14 protein-coding genes and 4 tRNA genes are annotated in these 16,091 nt (G+C 39.5%); 4 read left to right on the plus strand and 14 right to left on the minus strand.

The annotated features are described in order from the left end of the window. Window positions 1-197: 197 nt before the first annotated feature. The 7 genes from QZZ35_RS04710 to metF all read right to left on the minus strand — a co-directional run bounded on the left by QZZ35_RS04710 (window position 198) and on the right by metF (window position 8,329). On the minus strand, window positions 198-1,055 hold the full coding sequence (locus tag QZZ35_RS04710) for an NAD(P)-dependent oxidoreductase (RefSeq protein ID WP_291236358.1): 858 nt from the start codon (window positions 1,053-1,055) through the stop codon (window positions 198-200). A 60-nt stretch (window positions 1,056-1,115) separates the two neighbouring features. Further along, entirely contained in the window at window positions 1,116-1,559 is a 444-nt protein-coding gene (gene dut, locus QZZ35_RS04715) for a dUTP diphosphatase (protein ID WP_291236359.1), read from the minus strand. A 22-nt stretch (window positions 1,560-1,581) separates the two neighbouring features. Further along, window positions 1,582-2,109 (minus strand): anaerobic ribonucleoside-triphosphate reductase activating protein, encoded by a 528-nt coding sequence (nrdG, locus tag QZZ35_RS04720; protein WP_291236360.1) that lies wholly within the window; start codon window positions 2,107-2,109, stop codon window positions 1,582-1,584. A 9-nt stretch (window positions 2,110-2,118) separates the two neighbouring features. Continuing rightward, window positions 2,119-4,245, minus strand: a complete 2,127-nt coding sequence (gene nrdD, locus QZZ35_RS04725; RefSeq protein WP_291234496.1) for an anaerobic ribonucleoside-triphosphate reductase — start codon at window positions 4,243-4,245, stop codon at window positions 2,119-2,121. A gap of 141 nt (window positions 4,246-4,386) precedes the next feature. After that, window positions 4,387-6,786, minus strand: coding sequence for a homocysteine S-methyltransferase family protein (locus QZZ35_RS04730; RefSeq protein ID WP_291236361.1), 2,400 nt, complete (start codon window positions 6,784-6,786; stop codon window positions 4,387-4,389). Then, window positions 6,780-7,448 carry a vitamin B12 dependent-methionine synthase activation domain-containing protein gene (locus QZZ35_RS04735; RefSeq protein WP_291236362.1) on the minus strand — a complete coding sequence of 223 codons (669 nt, stop codon included), beginning with the start codon at window positions 7,446-7,448 and terminating at the stop codon, window positions 6,780-6,782. Before QZZ35_RS04735 ends, QZZ35_RS04730 begins: the two co-directional genes overlap by 7 nt. Continuing rightward, window positions 7,445-8,329 carry a methylenetetrahydrofolate reductase [NAD(P)H] gene (gene metF / locus QZZ35_RS04740; RefSeq protein ID WP_291236363.1) on the minus strand — a complete coding sequence of 295 codons (885 nt, stop codon included), beginning with the start codon at window positions 8,327-8,329 and terminating at the stop codon, window positions 7,445-7,447. The genes QZZ35_RS04735 and metF overlap by 4 nt, the downstream gene beginning before the upstream one ends. Before the next feature lie 176 nt (window positions 8,330-8,505). Here metF and dapF point away from each other — a divergent pair, with 176 nt between their 5' ends. Both dapF and QZZ35_RS04750 read left to right on the plus strand, forming a co-directional pair. Further along, the gene (dapF, locus tag QZZ35_RS04745; protein WP_291236364.1) at window positions 8,506-9,339 is read left to right on the plus strand and encodes a diaminopimelate epimerase; all 834 of its coding nucleotides are present in this window, start codon (window positions 8,506-8,508) and stop codon (window positions 9,337-9,339) included. Between the two features lie 37 nt (window positions 9,340-9,376). Next, window positions 9,377-10,834: a UDP-N-acetylmuramoyl-L-alanyl-D-glutamate--2,6-diaminopimelate ligase gene (locus tag QZZ35_RS04750; protein ID WP_291236365.1), complete on the plus strand. Its 1,458-nt coding sequence runs from the start codon at window positions 9,377-9,379 to the stop codon at window positions 10,832-10,834. Between the two features lie 60 nt (window positions 10,835-10,894). Here QZZ35_RS04750 and QZZ35_RS04755 read toward each other — a convergent pair whose 3' ends face one another. After that, window positions 10,895-11,365 carry an acyl-CoA thioesterase gene (locus QZZ35_RS04755; RefSeq protein WP_291234490.1) on the minus strand — a complete coding sequence of 157 codons (471 nt, stop codon included), beginning with the start codon at window positions 11,363-11,365 and terminating at the stop codon, window positions 10,895-10,897. 180 nt (window positions 11,366-11,545) lie between these two features. Here QZZ35_RS04755 and rbr point away from each other — a divergent pair, with 180 nt between their 5' ends. Together rbr and QZZ35_RS04765 are read left to right on the plus strand one after the other, a co-directional pair. Next, window positions 11,546-12,079 (plus strand): rubrerythrin, encoded by a 534-nt coding sequence (rbr, locus tag QZZ35_RS04760; RefSeq protein ID WP_330635456.1) that lies wholly within the window; start codon window positions 11,546-11,548, stop codon window positions 12,077-12,079. 24 nt (window positions 12,080-12,103) lie between these two features. Further along, window positions 12,104-12,595, plus strand: coding sequence for a C-GCAxxG-C-C family protein (locus QZZ35_RS04765; protein WP_291236366.1), 492 nt, complete (start codon window positions 12,104-12,106; stop codon window positions 12,593-12,595). Window positions 12,596-12,643: 48 nt separating this feature from the next. On the opposite strand, the gene pyk is transcribed toward QZZ35_RS04765, so the two are convergent. The 6 genes from pyk to QZZ35_RS04795 all read right to left on the minus strand — a co-directional run bounded on the left by pyk (window position 12,644) and on the right by QZZ35_RS04795 (window position 16,035). Continuing rightward, window positions 12,644-14,383: a pyruvate kinase gene (gene pyk / locus QZZ35_RS04770; RefSeq protein ID WP_291236367.1), complete on the minus strand. Its 1,740-nt coding sequence runs from the start codon at window positions 14,381-14,383 to the stop codon at window positions 12,644-12,646. Window positions 14,384-14,387: 4 nt separating this feature from the next. Then, complete coding sequence (locus QZZ35_RS04775; protein ID WP_291236368.1) at window positions 14,388-15,539, minus strand: AI-2E family transporter; 1,152 nt, start codon at window positions 15,537-15,539, stop codon at window positions 14,388-14,390. Window positions 15,540-15,634: 95 nt separating this feature from the next. Beyond that, window positions 15,635-15,707, minus strand: a tRNA-Lys gene (locus tag QZZ35_RS04780). A gap of 31 nt (window positions 15,708-15,738) precedes the next feature. Continuing rightward, a tRNA-Phe gene (locus QZZ35_RS04785) sits at window positions 15,739-15,811 on the minus strand. An 18-nt stretch (window positions 15,812-15,829) separates the two neighbouring features. Beyond that, window positions 15,830-15,903 (minus strand) — tRNA-Met (locus tag QZZ35_RS04790). A 50-nt stretch (window positions 15,904-15,953) separates the two neighbouring features. Continuing rightward, window positions 15,954-16,035 (minus strand) — tRNA-Tyr (locus QZZ35_RS04795). Window positions 16,036-16,091 lie beyond the last annotated feature (56 nt).

The following is a 16,091-nucleotide window of genomic DNA, read 5'->3' on the forward strand; positions in this document are numbered from 1 at the left end:
CCCTGATTCTGACGGTTATGACCATTCGACTCTACTTATCCAATATCAGGAAATCTGTTCTTGACATTCAATAAATAAAAGTAACTGTTCAGAGCCAACCTCCAAAATGCTTCGCATTTCGTCGGTGTGGCGTATCCGCCAAATAAAAAACCATTTTTTACTTCGGAATGTTTCCGGGTAAAAAATGGTTTTACTATTTATCTATAGAATTTAATTAATGTCTGTGTACCAAGATCACCATACGCTTCTTCCAGAGTCCGATAATTTTCCAGAACCTGTTTTAAAATCTTAAGATCCAAGCCTTTGCTCTCAGCTTCTTCAACCGCCAGATTCATATCTTTAATAAAATGCTTCATGAAAAATCCGGGTGCAAAATCGCCATCTATGATTTTCTTTCCAAAAGCATCCAGCTGTTTACTTCCCGCTGCTCCTGTAGCCACTGAATCTAAAAGTGTATGAAGATCCAGTCCCTGGGCCTCGGCATAACGCATAGCCTCACATACACCCGAAAGAGTTCCTGCAATCATAATCTGATTGGCCATCTTCGTATGCTGTCCGCAGCCCGGTCCGCCTTCATAATTAATATTTGTTCCCATAGCTTCAAAAACTTTATGACATGCTTCATAATCTTCCTTATCACCGCCAACAAGAATCGATAATGTACCATTCTTTGCCCCTGTGTCGCCACCGGTTACCGGTGCATCCATTGCATGAAGTCCCTTTTCTTTTGCAGCATCATAAATTTTCTTTGCTAATTTTGGACTGGATGTAGTCATATCAATTACATATGTTCCTTCTTTTGCACTATTAAGGATTCCCTTTTCTCCAAAATAAACTTCTTCCACATCTTTTGGATAACCGACAATACTGATCATCACATCTACATCAGAAGCACATTCTCCAACTGTATCATGATATACAGCGCCTTCTGATATGACATCTTCCACCTTTGATTTTGTACGGGCATAAATATGCAATTCATATCCGGCTTTCATCAAATTACGGACCATAGATTTTCCCATAATCCCAACGCCAACGAAACCTATTTTTTTCATCAATACTTCCTCCCTGTTGTTATCCTCTATTATAGAAAACAGAGCATCATATACAACTTTTTATTTCATACCAGTAGAGCCAAATCCACCTTCTCCGCGTTCAGTTTCATCCAACTCATCCACTAAAAAGTATTCTGCTGTTAAAAATGGTGTAATCACCATCTGGGCAATACGTTCACCATGTTCAACCATCACTTCCGATTGGGAATGATTATACAATGGAACCATGATCTCGCCTCGATAATCCGCATCGATCACGCCGACTTTGTTCGCCGGAGCAAGACCCTTTTTTGTCGCCAGTCCGCTTCGGGCATAAATGAGTCCTGCAAATCCTTCCGGAATTTCCATAGCAAGCCCTGTCTTAATCATCACCGTTTCTCCCGGATGAATCGTGACATTTTCATCCATGCAGGCATACAAATCAGCTCCTGCGCTGTAGGGACTTCCATATGTCGGAAGAATCGCTTTATCATTTAATTTTTTTACTTTAACCTGTTGTCTCATGATTTTCTCCAGTTATATATTTTTACTCAAAACCTTCCAGTATAACGACTTTACCTTCTCTGAGAGATGCCTGAACATCAATCGTTCTCTGATTCGCAGAACCTTTAAACCGTTTTGTCAGATCTTTTTTCTCTTCAACAAATTCGCCGTCTACTATAACGTCGATATAGGATAACAGTTCCTTTGTCTCCGGCCATTCTTTCATCATTCGATCGACAATATCTCTGTCAAATAAATATCCTGAAAAACACCATATACTTTTCTTCGGATAACGTTCCCGAACTTTTCGGAGAAGAGGAAGGAGTCCCTGTTGATTTGTGCGTTCCATAGGTTCTCCTCCAAGAAGGGTCAGTCCCCATATATAATCCGGCTCAAGGTATTCAATGATCCTACTTATCGTTTCCTCTGTAAAAGGTTTGCCGTAATTAAAATCCCAGGCTACTTCATTAAAGCAGTTTTTGCACCGATGGGTACATCCGCTGACAAATAAAGAAATACGCACACCCGGTCCATTGGCAATATCATATTGTTTTATATCTGCATAATTCATAACGATCTCCTAGATATGGAGCACACGGGCAGCAATTTCTTTTGTTTTACCCACGTTCCAGAAATTTTCTCCAAGATATCCACATGTACGACGGGTAACGTTCATCTTCGCATGGTCTTTGTTGCCGCACTGCGGGCATTCCCATTCAAGATCATCATTAATGATAATCTCTCCGTCATATCCACATACATGACAGTAATCGGATTTTGTATTAAATTCCGCATACTGAATATTATCATAAATAAATTTCACAAGTTCTTCCAGTGCTTCCAGATTGTGACGCATATTCGGAATCTCAACATAAGAAATAGCTCCGCCTGCAGAAATCTTCTGGAACTGACTTTCAAACGTAAACTTGCTGAAGGCATCAATCTTCTCACGAACATCCACATGATAAGAGTTTGTATAATAACCTTTATCTGTCACATCTTCAATCACACCGAAACGTTCCATATCGATTCTTGCGAACCGGTAGCAAAGAGATTCTGCCGGTGTACCGTAAAGACTGAAATGAATACCTGTCTCTTTTCTCCAGCGATTTGCTGTCTCACGTAAATGATTCATGACTTTTACTGCAAATTCTTCACCTTCCGGTGTTGTATGGCTGACACCTTTCATCAATTTTGTCAATTCATACAGACCGATATATCCGAGAGAAAGTGTAGAATAGCCATTGTGAAGCAGCTTATCAATTTTTTCACCTTTTCCGAGACGGGCAATCGCACCATACTGCCAGTGGATTGGGCTGACATCAGAAGTTGTTCCCTCAAGTGCTCTGTGACGGCACATTAATGCTTCGTAGCAAAGTTCAAGACGTTCATCAAAAAGCTTCCAGAACTTGTCTTCATCGCCGCGTGCAACAATACCGATCTGAGGAAGATTGATACTTACCACACCCTGATTGAAACGTCCTTCAAATTTATAATTGCCGTCGTCATCTTTCCATGGTGTCAAAAAGCTTCGGCATCCCATCGGACTGAAAACATTGCCTTCATAATTTTCACGCATCTTCTTCGCGGAAATGTAATCCGGATAAAGGCGTTTTGCGGAACAGCGTACAGCAAGTTTTGTAATATAATCGTACTTTCCTCCCTTAAGGCAGTTATGCTCATCAAGAACATAAACAAGTTTCGGGAAGGCCGGTGTCACATAAACACCAACTTCATTCTTGATTCCTTCCAGACGCTGACGAAGAACTTCCTCAACGATCATCGCATTTTCCTCAATGTATTCATCATTTGGATCCAGATTCAGGAAAACTGTAACAAATGGCGACTGTCCGTTTGTTGTCATCAATGTATTGATCTGATACTGAATTGTCTGAACACCGGAACGAAGTTCATCCATCAGACGTGTATGAACAAGTCCTTCAATCGTGTCATCATCCAGTTTATCACCATACTGTTTTGTAATCTGATCTTTATATTTATTATAGCTCTTACGTAAATATTTTCCGAGATGACGTATATCTACGGACTGACCGCCGTACTGGCTGCTGGCAACTGCGGAAATGATCTGTGTCATAACCGTACATGCAACCTGAAAACTCTTTGGACTTTCAATTAATTTTCCATTCATAACAGTTCCGTTATCCAGCATGTCCTGAATATTGATCAGACAGCAGTTAAAAATCGGCTGAACAAAATAATCTGCATCATGGAAATGAAGAATGCCTTCTTCATGTGCTTTTGAAATTTTTTCAGGTAAAAGAATACGTCTTGTTAAGTCTTTAGATACTTCACCCGCAATAAGATCACGCTGTGTCGATGCCACAACTGCATTCTTATTGGAATTTTCCTCCATAACATCTTTATTACTATTCTTGATCAGACTTAAAATAGAATCGTCTGTTGTATTCGCTTTTCTTACTAATTCTCTCTGATAACGATAAATAATATATGTCTTAGCCAGGTCGTATTTGCCTTCAGCCATTAATTTCTGCTCAATGATATCCTGGATATCTTCAACCAACATACGTTTACGATGACGTGTTTCTATATAATTTACAATATTTTCAATAACTTCCTGAGATACCTTTTCTTCCGGCGGAACTTCAGCATTCGCCTTTGAAATAGCTACAATAATCTTGCTTCGGTCATAGTTCACTTCACGGCCATCTCGCTTAATTATTATCATAATAATCCTCCTTTGTTTTTGACGATGGATAAATGTCTTAGGCTATTATAGCATCACCTTTAAAAAAAAGCCAGAAGAAAATACAAAATATAGAAAAAAAATTACGCTTAACACAATATCTTGTATCAAGCGTAATTTTCACTAACTAAATACTTTTTTTGCGATATCGACAGATTGTTTCGCATCTTTTGCATAATAATCAGCACCAATCTGCTTTGCATAATCTTCTGTCAGAACTGCACCGCCAACCCATATTTTACAGTCACATCCGGCTTCATGGATTGCTCGTATCGTTTCCTCCATATTAACTACTGTCGTTGTCATAAGTGCGCTCAATCCTACCAATTTAGCGCCTGTACGTTTTATTTCTGAAACAACCTTAGATGCAGGAACATCCTTGCCCAGATCGATCATCTCATAACCGTAGTTTTCCATAACTACTTTCACAATATTCTTGCCAATATCATGAATATCGCCTTTGACCGTCGCAATGATAATCTTTCCTTTGGAAACCGTTTCATTCTCTTTATGTTCTGCCATAAAAGTTTTTAAAACATCAAAGGCCTCCTGGGCTGTTGTTGCAGACTGGATAAGCTGAGGCAAAAATAGTTTTCCGCTTTCAAAGTCAGTTCCGACTTTATCCAGTGCCGGAATCAGAATCTCATTGACGATCTCCATAGGGTCCTTTGTATTTAATAATTCCCGTGTAGCATCCGAAGCATACTCACGAATACCATTTAAAACCGCATATTCAAGGCTCTTTGTATTCTCCGGTTTCTTTTGCGTCGAAGATGCGGACACATTCTTTTCAGCCTCTGCAATCTTACTGTATTTCTCTACATAATATTTAGACCCTTCATCCTGATTATATAAAACATTAAAACTGTCGATAGCTGCCACCATCGAAGCTACATTCGGATTGATAATCGGCAGATCCAGTCCATGTGCCAGTGCAAGCGTAAGAAAAGCCACATTAACCTGCTCCCGTTTCGGAAGACCAAAGGAAATGTTCGATACTCCAAGCACCGTTTTTACGCCCAGCCGCTCTTTTACAAGCTGCATAGCTTTCAGTGTTTCCACAACTTCTTTTTGCTGAGCAGAAGCTGTCAACGTCAGACAGTCAATATAAACGTCTTCTTTCGGAATACCATAGCTCTCAGCCTTTTTCACGATACGTTCGGCTACGGCATATCTTTCCTCTGCAAGAAGAGGAATTCCGTTTTCGTCCAAAGTAAGTCCTACCACTGCTGCACCATATTTCTTTACCAGCGGCAATATTTTTTCAAGGACGGCCGTCTCACCATTGACCGAATTGACAATCGGTTTTCCATTATAAATTCTCAGTGCTCTCTCAATAACTTCCGCATTTGAAGAATCAATCTGAAGCGGCACATCAACGACACCCTGAAGCTCCTTAATGACTTCAACCATAAGCCCGGCTTCATCAATTTTCGGAAGCCCCACATTAACATCCAGAATATGGGCTCCCGCTTCCACCTGTGAAATTCCCTGAGATAAAATATAACCAATATTATGATTTAAAAGTGCTTCCTTAAACAATTTCTTTCCTGTCGGATTAATTCTCTCTCCTATAATTCGTACACCATCGATCGGAACTACCTGTGTACTGCTGCACACAGCAGCTCTTTTCTGATAAGATGAACCTTCTGGTTTTCTGCCTTCCGCTTCTCTTTGCTCAAGCATTTTCCCCATTTCCCGAATATATTCCGGTGTCGTTCCGCAGCACCCACCAATGATTGAAACGCCCAGATCCATAAACTTATCCATCTGCTGTGCAAACTGTTCCGCACTTATATCGTAACCACCCGAATTCAAATTCGGAAGTCCCGCATTTGCTTTGATGATAACCGGCAAAGGTGTCCATTCCACAAGCCTTTTTGCCAACGGATAAATATCATCCGGTCCGAGAGAACAATTAATACCTATGGCATCCACACCAAGACCTGTCAAAGTCAAAGCTGCCGCTTCCACCGTCACACCGGTAAAGGTTCGCCCGCTCTTTTCAAATGCCATTGTAGAAAATACAGGAAGCGATGTGTTCTCCTTTGCGGCCAGTACAGCAGCTTTCATCTCCAGAAGATCCGTACTCGTTTCAATAACAATAAGATCTGCCCCTGCCCGCTCTCCGGCAGTCATCATTTCCTTAAACATATCATAGGCATCTTCGAACTTGAGATTTCCATTTGGTTCCATCAGTTCTCCGATTGGTCCCACATCCAGAGCAACCTTAACATACTTACCAGAATCCTCTACAGCCCTTTTCGCATTGTTTATACCTGCTGTGACCAATGTCTCCACAGAATACTCGCTATGACCTAATTTATAGCGATTTGCACTGAATGTATTGGCATATATAATATCGGAACCGGCTTCAATATATTGGCGATGGATATCAATAACAGCCTCTGCATGCGTCACATTTAAAGCCTCCGGTATCTTCCCCATAGGTACTCCTGCCTTCTGGAGCATGGTTCCCATCCCACCATCCAGCATAATCACTCTCTTCTTAAAATCTAACATCTGGTTCCTCTCTTTCTGAATATACATTTTTGTCTGTTATTACAGAAATCACATTTATTCTCTCTTTTATCCCTTTTTGTGTCACTGATACCTAAAATAGCCGTCACAGATTTACTTGGTACCATCAGACAGCTGTCTGTAAGGGAAACTCCGATTTTACGGTGCATATCCAAAACCTGCACCAGCTCTTTCTGTGTATCCAGCGGAAGATCGCCATATCCCGGACTGAACCTCCAGGTCAAATGATAGCCTTCGCTGCTCACACAAGCCTCAATCTCCTGTTCAGCCATATCCGCAATCTGCTCTACCGCCTGAATACCACAGCTGTCCAGAACAACGCCTATGTCCGGTTCAGTCACCATATAACGGCGAATCTTCCTGTCAAGTTCTATTCCCGCTGTTACCCCGAGAAGAAATATTTCATTGCAATTCTTTAAATGTTCCCGGATATCCTTACCTCTCAGCACAAAACCTGTTTCTCCCACGCATATTCCCGATAATTCATGCGTCACAGGAAATCGTTTATAAATATATTTTGGCTGGATGATCTTCAGGGTTTCTGACTCACACCGGTCTAAAAGTTTTTCTATCTGAGGTGTGATTCCGGAATCTTTATAGCCAAGATACCTGAGAATCTCCTCTCTGTTCAATCGATCAATCATATCTGTTTATTGCAGCTTGCAATTATATTTGAAATACTGTTTGTAATACGCGTTGCTGTCTCCACGTTATTCATTGTATACAAATGAATTCCCCGAACATCATTATTGATCAGGTCAATAATCTGTTCTGTTGCAAAAGCAATGCCCGCATCTTTAAGAGCCACCGGATCATTTGCATATTTATTTACCATTTTCGAAAATTTTACCGGAAAACTTGCACCGCACATAGATACGGTACGCTCGATCTGAGCTTTATTGATGACCGGCATAATTCCTGCTTCCACCGGCACGCGAATTCCTGCCTTTTCTACTTTATCCATGAATTCATAAAAATGATCATTATCAAAAAAGAGCTGTGTTACCAGATGGGATACGCCTGCATCTACTTTTCTTTTTAAATTTTCAATATCTTCATCCATATTGGCCGCATCACAATGCCCCTCAGGATAGCAGGCTCCGGATATATTAAAACTGTCATCATATTCTTTTATAAATGATGCCAGATCGCTGGCATGTTCAAAATCAATAATACCATTATTCGGTGTAATATCGCCACGAAGCGCCAGTATATTATGAACGCCTTCTGCTTTGAGACGATCCAGAAACTCTCTTATATCCTGCTTTGTAGATCCCACACATGTCAGATGGCTGACCGGCTCAATCTGATATTCACTTTTAATCAATGAAGCAATTTCACATGTTTTATTCTTCTGTGCTTCAGAACCGCCGGCTCCGTAAGTTACACTGATAAAATCCGGTTTTAATCCGCGAAGTCCGTACAGTGTATTATAAATTGTATCTATAGATGTCGTCTTCTTAGGCGGGAATACTTCCAGAGAATAGACCACTTTTTTACTTTCAAACAAGCGTTGTATATTCATTAAAATTCCTCCGATTATTTATAATTATTTTCAATTATATAACCCATAAAATTATTTTTCAATGACCGAATTTTTATAACTGGTTATCAGAAAAATATAAAATTTTTATAACTCGTTGAATTATTAAAAAAACCATAGTAAGATAAAATTATAAACAACACTTTTGGAGGTGTGCCATGAAATTTACAAAAATGCACGGATGCGGCAATGACTATGTATATGTAAACTGTTTTGAAGAAACCGTTAAAAACCCTGAAGAAGCCGCAAAGATTGTAAGTGACCGCCATTATGGCATTGGTTCCGACGGATTGATTTTAATCTGTCCTTCCGATAAAGCGGATTTCCGAATGGCTATGTATAACCTGGATGGCTCAGAAGGAAAGATGTGCGGTAATGGTGTCCGTTGTATCGCTAAATATGTTTACGATCATCATCTGACAGATAAAACCCGAATTTCCCTTGAAACTCTCGGAGGCATCAAATATCTGGATTTAAATATCAAAAACGGCAAAGTCGAAACTGTAGTTGTCGATATGGGAGAGCCCGTACTTACTCCGGAGGATATTCCGGTAGCTGTATCCGGCGATCGGGCTGTGAATATTCCGTTAGAAGTCGATGGGAAGGTATGGTATATGACTTGTATATCCATGGGTAATCCTCACGCAGTTGTCTTTGTTGACAATACGAAAGATCTTGATCTTGAAAAAATCGGTCCAAAATTCGAAAAACATCCGATTTTTCCTGAACAGGTCAACACAGAGTTTGTTCATGTGATCGACCGACACACCGTTGATATGCGTGTCTGGGAACGTGGTTCTGGCGAAACACTCGCATGCGGTACAGGCGCCTGTGCAACTGCTATGGCATGTATTCTCAACCACATGACTGATGACGAAGTACTTATTCACCTGTTGGGTGGAGATCTGTTAATCCGTTATGACAGAGAGACGAATCATATATTTATGACCGGCCCTGCTGCGGAAGTTTTTTCCGGTGAGATTGATCTTTAATTATTATCCCAACGTTATGATTTGAAAGGAATTTTATATGAAATTATCCCAATTACTTGAACGATTAAACTATGAATGTGTTCAGGGATCCGTTGATATTCCTGTCTCACATTTGCTCTATGATTCGAGAAATGCCTGTCCGGACGGTGTTTTTGTCTGCATCAGCGGTGCTGTCATGGATGGTCATAAATTTATTCCCGATGTTGTAAGTAAAGGTGTCTGTGCAGTCATTGTTGAAAAGGATGTCACAGCACCATCTCACGTTACCGTAATACGTGTAAACAATACCCGTGAAGCTCTCGCATTTATGTCGGCCGCTTATTTCGGTTATCCGGCAGAGCAATTAAAGACGATTGGTATTACAGGCACAAAAGGAAAGACAACAACAACTTACATTGTTCGTTCAATTCTTGAAAATTCCGGTTTTAAGACGGGGCTGATCGGCACGATTGAAACAATTATCGGCAAAAAAGTTATCAAATCCAATAACACGACACCCGAATCCTATCTGGTACAGCAGTACTTCCGTGATATGGTCAATGCGGGTTGTGACTGTGTTGTCATGGAAGTTTCTTCACAGGGTCTTATGATGCACCGTGTTGACGGTTTTACTTTTGATTATGGTATTTTCACCAATCTCGGTCCGGACCATATCGGCCCGAATGAACACAAAGATCTGGATGATTATATCCACTGTAAATCACTTCTTTTCCAGAAATGCCGTCATGGTATTGTGAATACAGATGATACCTACGTTGACCGGATTACTGAGGGTCATACCTGTGACCTTCAAACCTTTGGAATGTCCAAAGAAGCTGATTTCTATGCCTCTGACATAGAATTACTTCAAAAACCGGGGCTTCTCGGTGTAACCTATAAATTATCCGGACGCATGAATATGAATGTTGCAATTGATGTCCCGGGACGTTTCAGTGTATATAATTCTCTGACCGCTATAGCAATCTGCCATAATTTTAATGTTCCTGAAGAGAATATTAAAAAAGCATTGATGGATATTCATGTCAAAGGACGACTGGAAACAATCCCTGTTTCTCCTGACTTCACATTAATGATTGACTATGCACACAATGCTATGGCACTGGAAAGTTTATTGAATTCTTTAAAAGAATACCATCCAAAACGATTAGTCACTCTTTTTGGCTGCGGTGGAAACCGGGATCCTCACCGTCGGTATGAGATGGGTGAAGTTTCCTCAAACCTCTCCGATCTGACGGTTGTGACTTCCGATAACCCTCGTTTTGAAGAACCAATGGATATTATTAAAGATATTCTCATTGGCGTAAAAAAAGGTCCAGGTAAATACGTGACGATACCTGACCGTAAGGAAGCTATTAAATATTGTATCGACCACGCCGAAAAAGGCGATGTCATTATTCTTGCCGGAAAAGGTCATGAAGATTATCAGGAAATTAAAGGTATTAAATATCCAATGGATGAACGGGATTTGATTGCGGATATCCTTGCCGGAAAATAGTAATATATACACTAAAAAATGCCGCTTCACAGTTTGTGAAACGGCATTTTCTATTATATATCAGAAACCTTCCTGACGTCTTCGAAGTCTTAATTCACGACGTTTTACCGCGGTCTCCCACTCCATACGTTCGCCATCATTCTCCAGAATCAATCCGGGTACTTTCATCGGACGATCATCTTCACCCATACACACCATAACAAAATATGCACGGTTAATAGGATATCTCTTTCCTTCTCTGTCTTCTCTATATGTATCGATACGAACTTCCATCGAAGTTGAACCAACATGTGTAATCTTGCCTATCAAAACTACAATATCATTCAAATAGACACCTGATTTAAAATACGTATTATCAATTGCTACTGTTGTTGCATCTCTGCCACAATGACGTCTTGCTGTCGCACCTGCAACTTCATCGATCCAACTTAATAACTGTCCACCAAACAAACGACCAAAACCATTAATATCCGGATACATAACGATTCGATGCTGCACGGTTTTTGAATCTGATACTTTCTTTGCTTCCATATCAATCTTCCTTTCTGTAATGCCAAAACTTCAGGTCACTGTTTTTATTATTCTAATATATGCCTCCAAAGATTACAAGTTAAGTATTTCATAAGAATTTATTAACTATTGACAAAAATTTATTAAAATTATATAATTAATATATTAGTAATAATTACTGTTTTAAGGAGGTAGTTTATTATGGATTTAAAAGGTTCAAGAACAGAATCTAATTTATGGAAAGCATTTGCAGGTGAATCCGAAGCTCGCAATAAGTACACATATTTTGCATCCAAAGCAAAAAAAGACGGCTTCGTACAAATTTCAAAACTTTTTGAAGAAACCGCAAACAATGAAAAAGAACATGCTAAAATCTGGTTTAAATTATTGGGTGGCATTGGTACAACAGAAGAAAACCTTCTTTCTGCGGCTGAAGGCGAAAATTATGAGTGGACAGATATGTACGCAGAATTTGCCAAAGTTGCACGTGAAGAAGGATTTGATGATATTGCAGCCTTATTTGAAGGTGTCGCTCAGATTGAAAAAGAACATGAGGAACGTTATCGTAAATTACTTGCAAATATCGAAGGCGGCCTTGTTTTCTCCCGTGAAGGCGATATGATTTGGGAATGCTCGAATTGCGGACATATCCACATTGGAAAAGAAGCACCGGAGGTTTGCCCTGTCTGTGCACATCCAAAAGCTCATTTCCAGTTAAAAGCAAACAACTATTAATCACCAAAAAGAATATTTTAGACTATGGAAAAAGAAATTATTAAAGATAAAACTTTAGACGAAAAGATGGCGATTGCAGATGAAATCAGTCGAAATTACTTCCGTCAGGGTCTGAATTGTACAGAATGTGTCCTTCGTACATTTATGGATATGTACGAAACCGATCTTCCGGATGATATTTTATGTATGGCTACCGGTTTTGGCGGCGGCATTGGTCACACAAAAAATATTTGCGGTGCAATCACCGGTGCTGTCATGGCACTTGGCACATTAAAGGGAAGACGTGATCCATTTGGACCAAAAGAAGAAATGGGTGAAAGAGTTAAAAATCTTCAGCAGAATATCTATCCGCTCTTCGGACAGATGGTAAATGAGATTCAGAATGAATACGGTACTCTGATCTGCAGCGAGATGTCTCAGCCATTTGGAGATTTTGATTCAAAGCCGAGAAAGAAAAACTGTATGGAGATCATCGCTTACTGCGCACGTCTCACTTGTAAATATGCAGAAAAATAAAAAGATGTGTTAAGAAAGGTTTATACCTCTCTTAACACATCTTTTATTTTAATCTGCTACAATTACACCATTTTCACAATCAAGGTTAACAAAGACACCTGTCTTTAAAATATCTGTCGCATTCTTTACATTAAGAAGCACAGGGATATCCAAACTAAGTCCAACAGTTACCGCATGGGCGTCAAGACTTCCTTTCTCAATGACAATACCTGAAGCGGTTTTTAACTGATTCAACATCGCATTATCTGTATCTTGAGTTACAACAATATCTCCCGGCTGATATTTTTTAACCAGATCCTCTTTTGAATGACATACACACAGACGGCCGCGAACCTTCTGTTTATTAATTCCCTCACCATTCGCAAGAATATGACCCACAACCTGAACTTTTAACATGTTCGTTGTACCTGAAACTCCCAACGGGACTCCGGCTGTAATGACTGTAATATCTCCCTGTTTCACATATCCCTTTTTCTGTGCAGCTTCAACAGCTGTTTCAAACAAATCATCTGTTGTATCACGCTCTGTAATAATCACAGGCTGAACTCCCCAGGAAAGATTCAAACGACGCCATACACTTTCGGACATTGTACAGGCAATAATCGGACATGTCGGACGGAATTTTGAAATCATACGTGCAGTTCTTCCGGATTTACTTACTGTGATAATCGCTGCTGCATTCAAATCCATACCGGTTGTACAGGTCGCATGTGAAATAGCATTCGTTACATCTGTAATAACGCCTGTTCCCTTTTCTTCAAACCGACGACGATAATTTATATCAATCTCTGTTCTCTCTGCAATTTTAACCATCGTCTGCAATGCCTCTACCGGATAAGCACCTGCTGCAGTCTCACCTGATAACATAATTGCACTTGTTCCGTCATAGATCGCATTAGCAACATCTGTAGCTTCTGCACGGGTCGGTCTTGGATTTTTCATCATGGAATCCAACATCTGAGTAGCGGTAATAACTTGTTTTCCTGCCTGATATACTTTCTGAATAATCTTTTTCTGAAGAACCGGAACCTCTTCAAGAGGGATTTCTACTCCCATATCGCCTCTGGCAACCATAATACCATCGGATACCCGAATAATGTCATTAATGTTCTGAACACCCTGCATATTTTCAATTTTAGCAATAATACTGATATTATTACAATTCTTCTCTTCAAGAATCTTACGAATCTGCAGAATATCTTCAGCTGTCCGTGTGAAAGAAGCCGCAATAAAGTCAAATCCGTGTTCAATACCAAAACAAATATCATCATAATCTTTCTGACTGATAAAAGGCATCGAAAGATTTGTATCAGGCACATTTACGCCTTTACGATTAGAAATTACACCGGAATTTGCTACTGTACAGTGAATTTCTGTATCATCAACGTCATCAATCAATAATTCAATCAGACCATCATCCAGAAGAATTCTGCCGCCCGGTTTGACATCTTTTGGAAGATCCTTATAAGTAATCGATACGATAGACGCATTTCCTAAAACTTCACGTGTTGTCAATGTAAAACGACTTCCCTGTTTAAGTTCTGCCTTATCATTCTCAAAGGTTTTTAAACGAATTTCAGGCCCTTTTGTATCTAACAGTGCTGCAACCGGAAGACCCAGTTCCTCTCTGATACGTTTAACACGATTAAATTTTTCCAATTGTTCTTCATGTGTTCCATGTGAAAAATTAAAACGTGCAACATCCATACCTTCAATCATCAATCTTCTTAATGTTTCTTCACTCTCTGATGATGGTCCCAATGTACAAATTATTTTTGTCTTTCTCATAATTTTACTCCTCTGTCTCATTACATTTTGCCTGGTCATGCTGTATTTCTGTACGTCTTTTTACATCTATGGAAATCAATCTGTATAAAGTGGCTGCCAAAGGAACTCCAAAAAGCATTCCGGGTATTCCTGCAAGACCACCGCCAACAGTTACTGCTGTTAATACCCACATTCCCGGAAGACCTATCGATGATCCTACCACTTTTGGATAGATCAGATTACCCTCAATCTGTTGTAAAACCACAATGAATATTAAGAATCCGAGAGCTTTAACAGGGGATACGGTAAATATCATAAATCCACCGACTATAGCCCCTATATAGGCCCCAACCATAGGAATTAAAGCTGTAGCCCCAATAAAGGTTCCAACCATAGGTGCATAAGGAAAACGAAGCACAAGCATGCCTACAGTACATAAAATACCCAATATTACAGCTTCCACACATTGTCCTGTAATAAAACTTTTAAAACAGTTGTCTGCTGTACATATAATGTGATTTAAAGTCTTAATAAAGTATGGTTTTAAATATGCTGCTTCCATAGATTTTAACTGTACTGCAAGTTTTTCTTTATTAATTAAAATATATATAGCAAAAATCAAAGCAATTGCTATGTTAATGATAGAAGTTACAGTACTTGATAAAATAGAAACTGCCGAATTCAACATAGAAGTTACGCCGCTGGTTGCATAAGTAACCAATTTTTTAAATAATTCCTGCCAGTTAACTTCGATTCCTTCAATTTCTTTTACAACAGACGGAAACATTTTTCCATTTTCAACAATCCATGCCTGAATTTTCTCAAAATAAATCGGTATTACTTTTCCGATAACAGAAAAGGCTTCTATTAACTCCGGAAGCACAATTCGTATAATTAAAAATAAAACAGCAAAGATCAAAAAAATGGATCCAAATAAACAGATTCCTCTTTTCATTTTTTTCACTGTATTCTTTTGTGAATCCGGAAACCAATGATCTTCCAGGGCTTTCATAATAATATTAATTACATATGCCATAAGGCAGCCAAGGAATAAAGGAAACACAATAGTCCATATATTTTCTGTCCATAATAGAATTGAATCAAAATGAAGTATAATTAAAACCACAGCTGTAACACATAAAAGATAGCGTATAAATCTTTTGAAATTCGTATCCATAATTAATCTATTACCTCCATTCTAACAATTATACATTATTTTTTATAATTTAAAAAGTCCAATTACGAAAACGTAATCGGACTTTGTATAAAAAATGAGGCATCGGGGATTCGAACCCCGGACAACTTGATTAAAAGTCAAGTGCTCTACCGACTGAGCTAATACCCCATATCAGTGAACTATATAATTTTCTGATACATGCCCAGAACCGGAATCGAACCAGTGACACGAGGATTTTCAGTCCTCTGCTCTACCGACTGAGCTATCTGGGCTAATAAAATTGAAATGAATTGCGGGGGCAGGATTTGAACCTACGACCTTCGGGTTATGAGCCCGACGAGCTACCGAACTGCTCCACCCCGCGATGTTTTATTTAATTTAACCCATCATCACACACTAAGTGATTCTGATGAATGGATGGAGAAGGATTCGAACCTTCGAAGTCGTCGACAACAGATTTACAGTCTGCCCCCTTTGGCCACTCGGGAATCCATCCATAAGCCGATGATCGGACTCGAACCGATAACCTGCTGATTACAAATCAGCTGCTCT

This window comes from Frisingicoccus sp., from assembly GCA_016298055.1.
In the GTDB taxonomy this organism is placed as follows: Bacteria; Bacillota; Clostridia; order Lachnospirales; family Lachnospiraceae; genus Frisingicoccus.

Bases quoted from the DNA above. Each gene is read 5' to 3' on its own strand.
- QZZ35_RS04730 (WP_291236361.1), bottom strand. From the start codon at position 6,786: ATGTTAGATTTTAAGAAGAGAGTGATTATGCTGGATGGTGGGATGGGA.
- QZZ35_RS04765 (WP_291236366.1), top strand. From the start codon at position 12,104: ATGGAAAAAGAAATTATTAAAGATAAAACTTTAGACGAAAAGATGGCG.
- rbr (WP_330635456.1), top strand. From the start codon at position 11,546: ATGGATTTAAAAGGTTCAAGAACAGAATCTAATTTATGGAAAGCATTT.
- nrdG (WP_291236360.1), bottom strand. From the start codon at position 2,109: ATGAATTATGCAGATATAAAACAATATGATATTGCCAATGGACCGGGT.
- nrdD (WP_291234496.1), bottom strand. From the start codon at position 4,245: ATGATAATAATTAAGCGAGATGGCCGTGAAGTGAACTATGACCGAAGC.
- QZZ35_RS04750 (WP_291236365.1), top strand. From the start codon at position 9,377: ATGAAATTATCCCAATTACTTGAACGATTAAACTATGAATGTGTTCAG.
- QZZ35_RS04735 (WP_291236362.1), bottom strand. From the start codon at position 7,448: ATGATTGATCGATTGAACAGAGAGGAGATTCTCAGGTATCTTGGCTAT.
- dut (WP_291236359.1), bottom strand. From the start codon at position 1,559: ATGAGACAACAGGTTAAAGTAAAAAAATTAAATGATAAAGCGATTCTT.
- dapF (WP_291236364.1), top strand. From the start codon at position 8,506: ATGAAATTTACAAAAATGCACGGATGCGGCAATGACTATGTATATGTA.
- pyk (WP_291236367.1), bottom strand. From the start codon at position 14,383: ATGAGAAAGACAAAAATAATTTGTACATTGGGACCATCATCAGAGAGT.
- QZZ35_RS04775 (WP_291236368.1), bottom strand. From the start codon at position 15,539: ATGGATACGAATTTCAAAAGATTTATACGCTATCTTTTATGTGTTACA.
- QZZ35_RS04755 (WP_291234490.1), bottom strand. From the start codon at position 11,365: ATGGAAGCAAAGAAAGTATCAGATTCAAAAACCGTGCAGCATCGAATC.
- QZZ35_RS04710 (WP_291236358.1), bottom strand. From the start codon at position 1,055: ATGAAAAAAATAGGTTTCGTTGGCGTTGGGATTATGGGAAAATCTATG.
- metF (WP_291236363.1), bottom strand. From the start codon at position 8,329: ATGAATATACAACGCTTGTTTGAAAGTAAAAAAGTGGTCTATTCTCTG.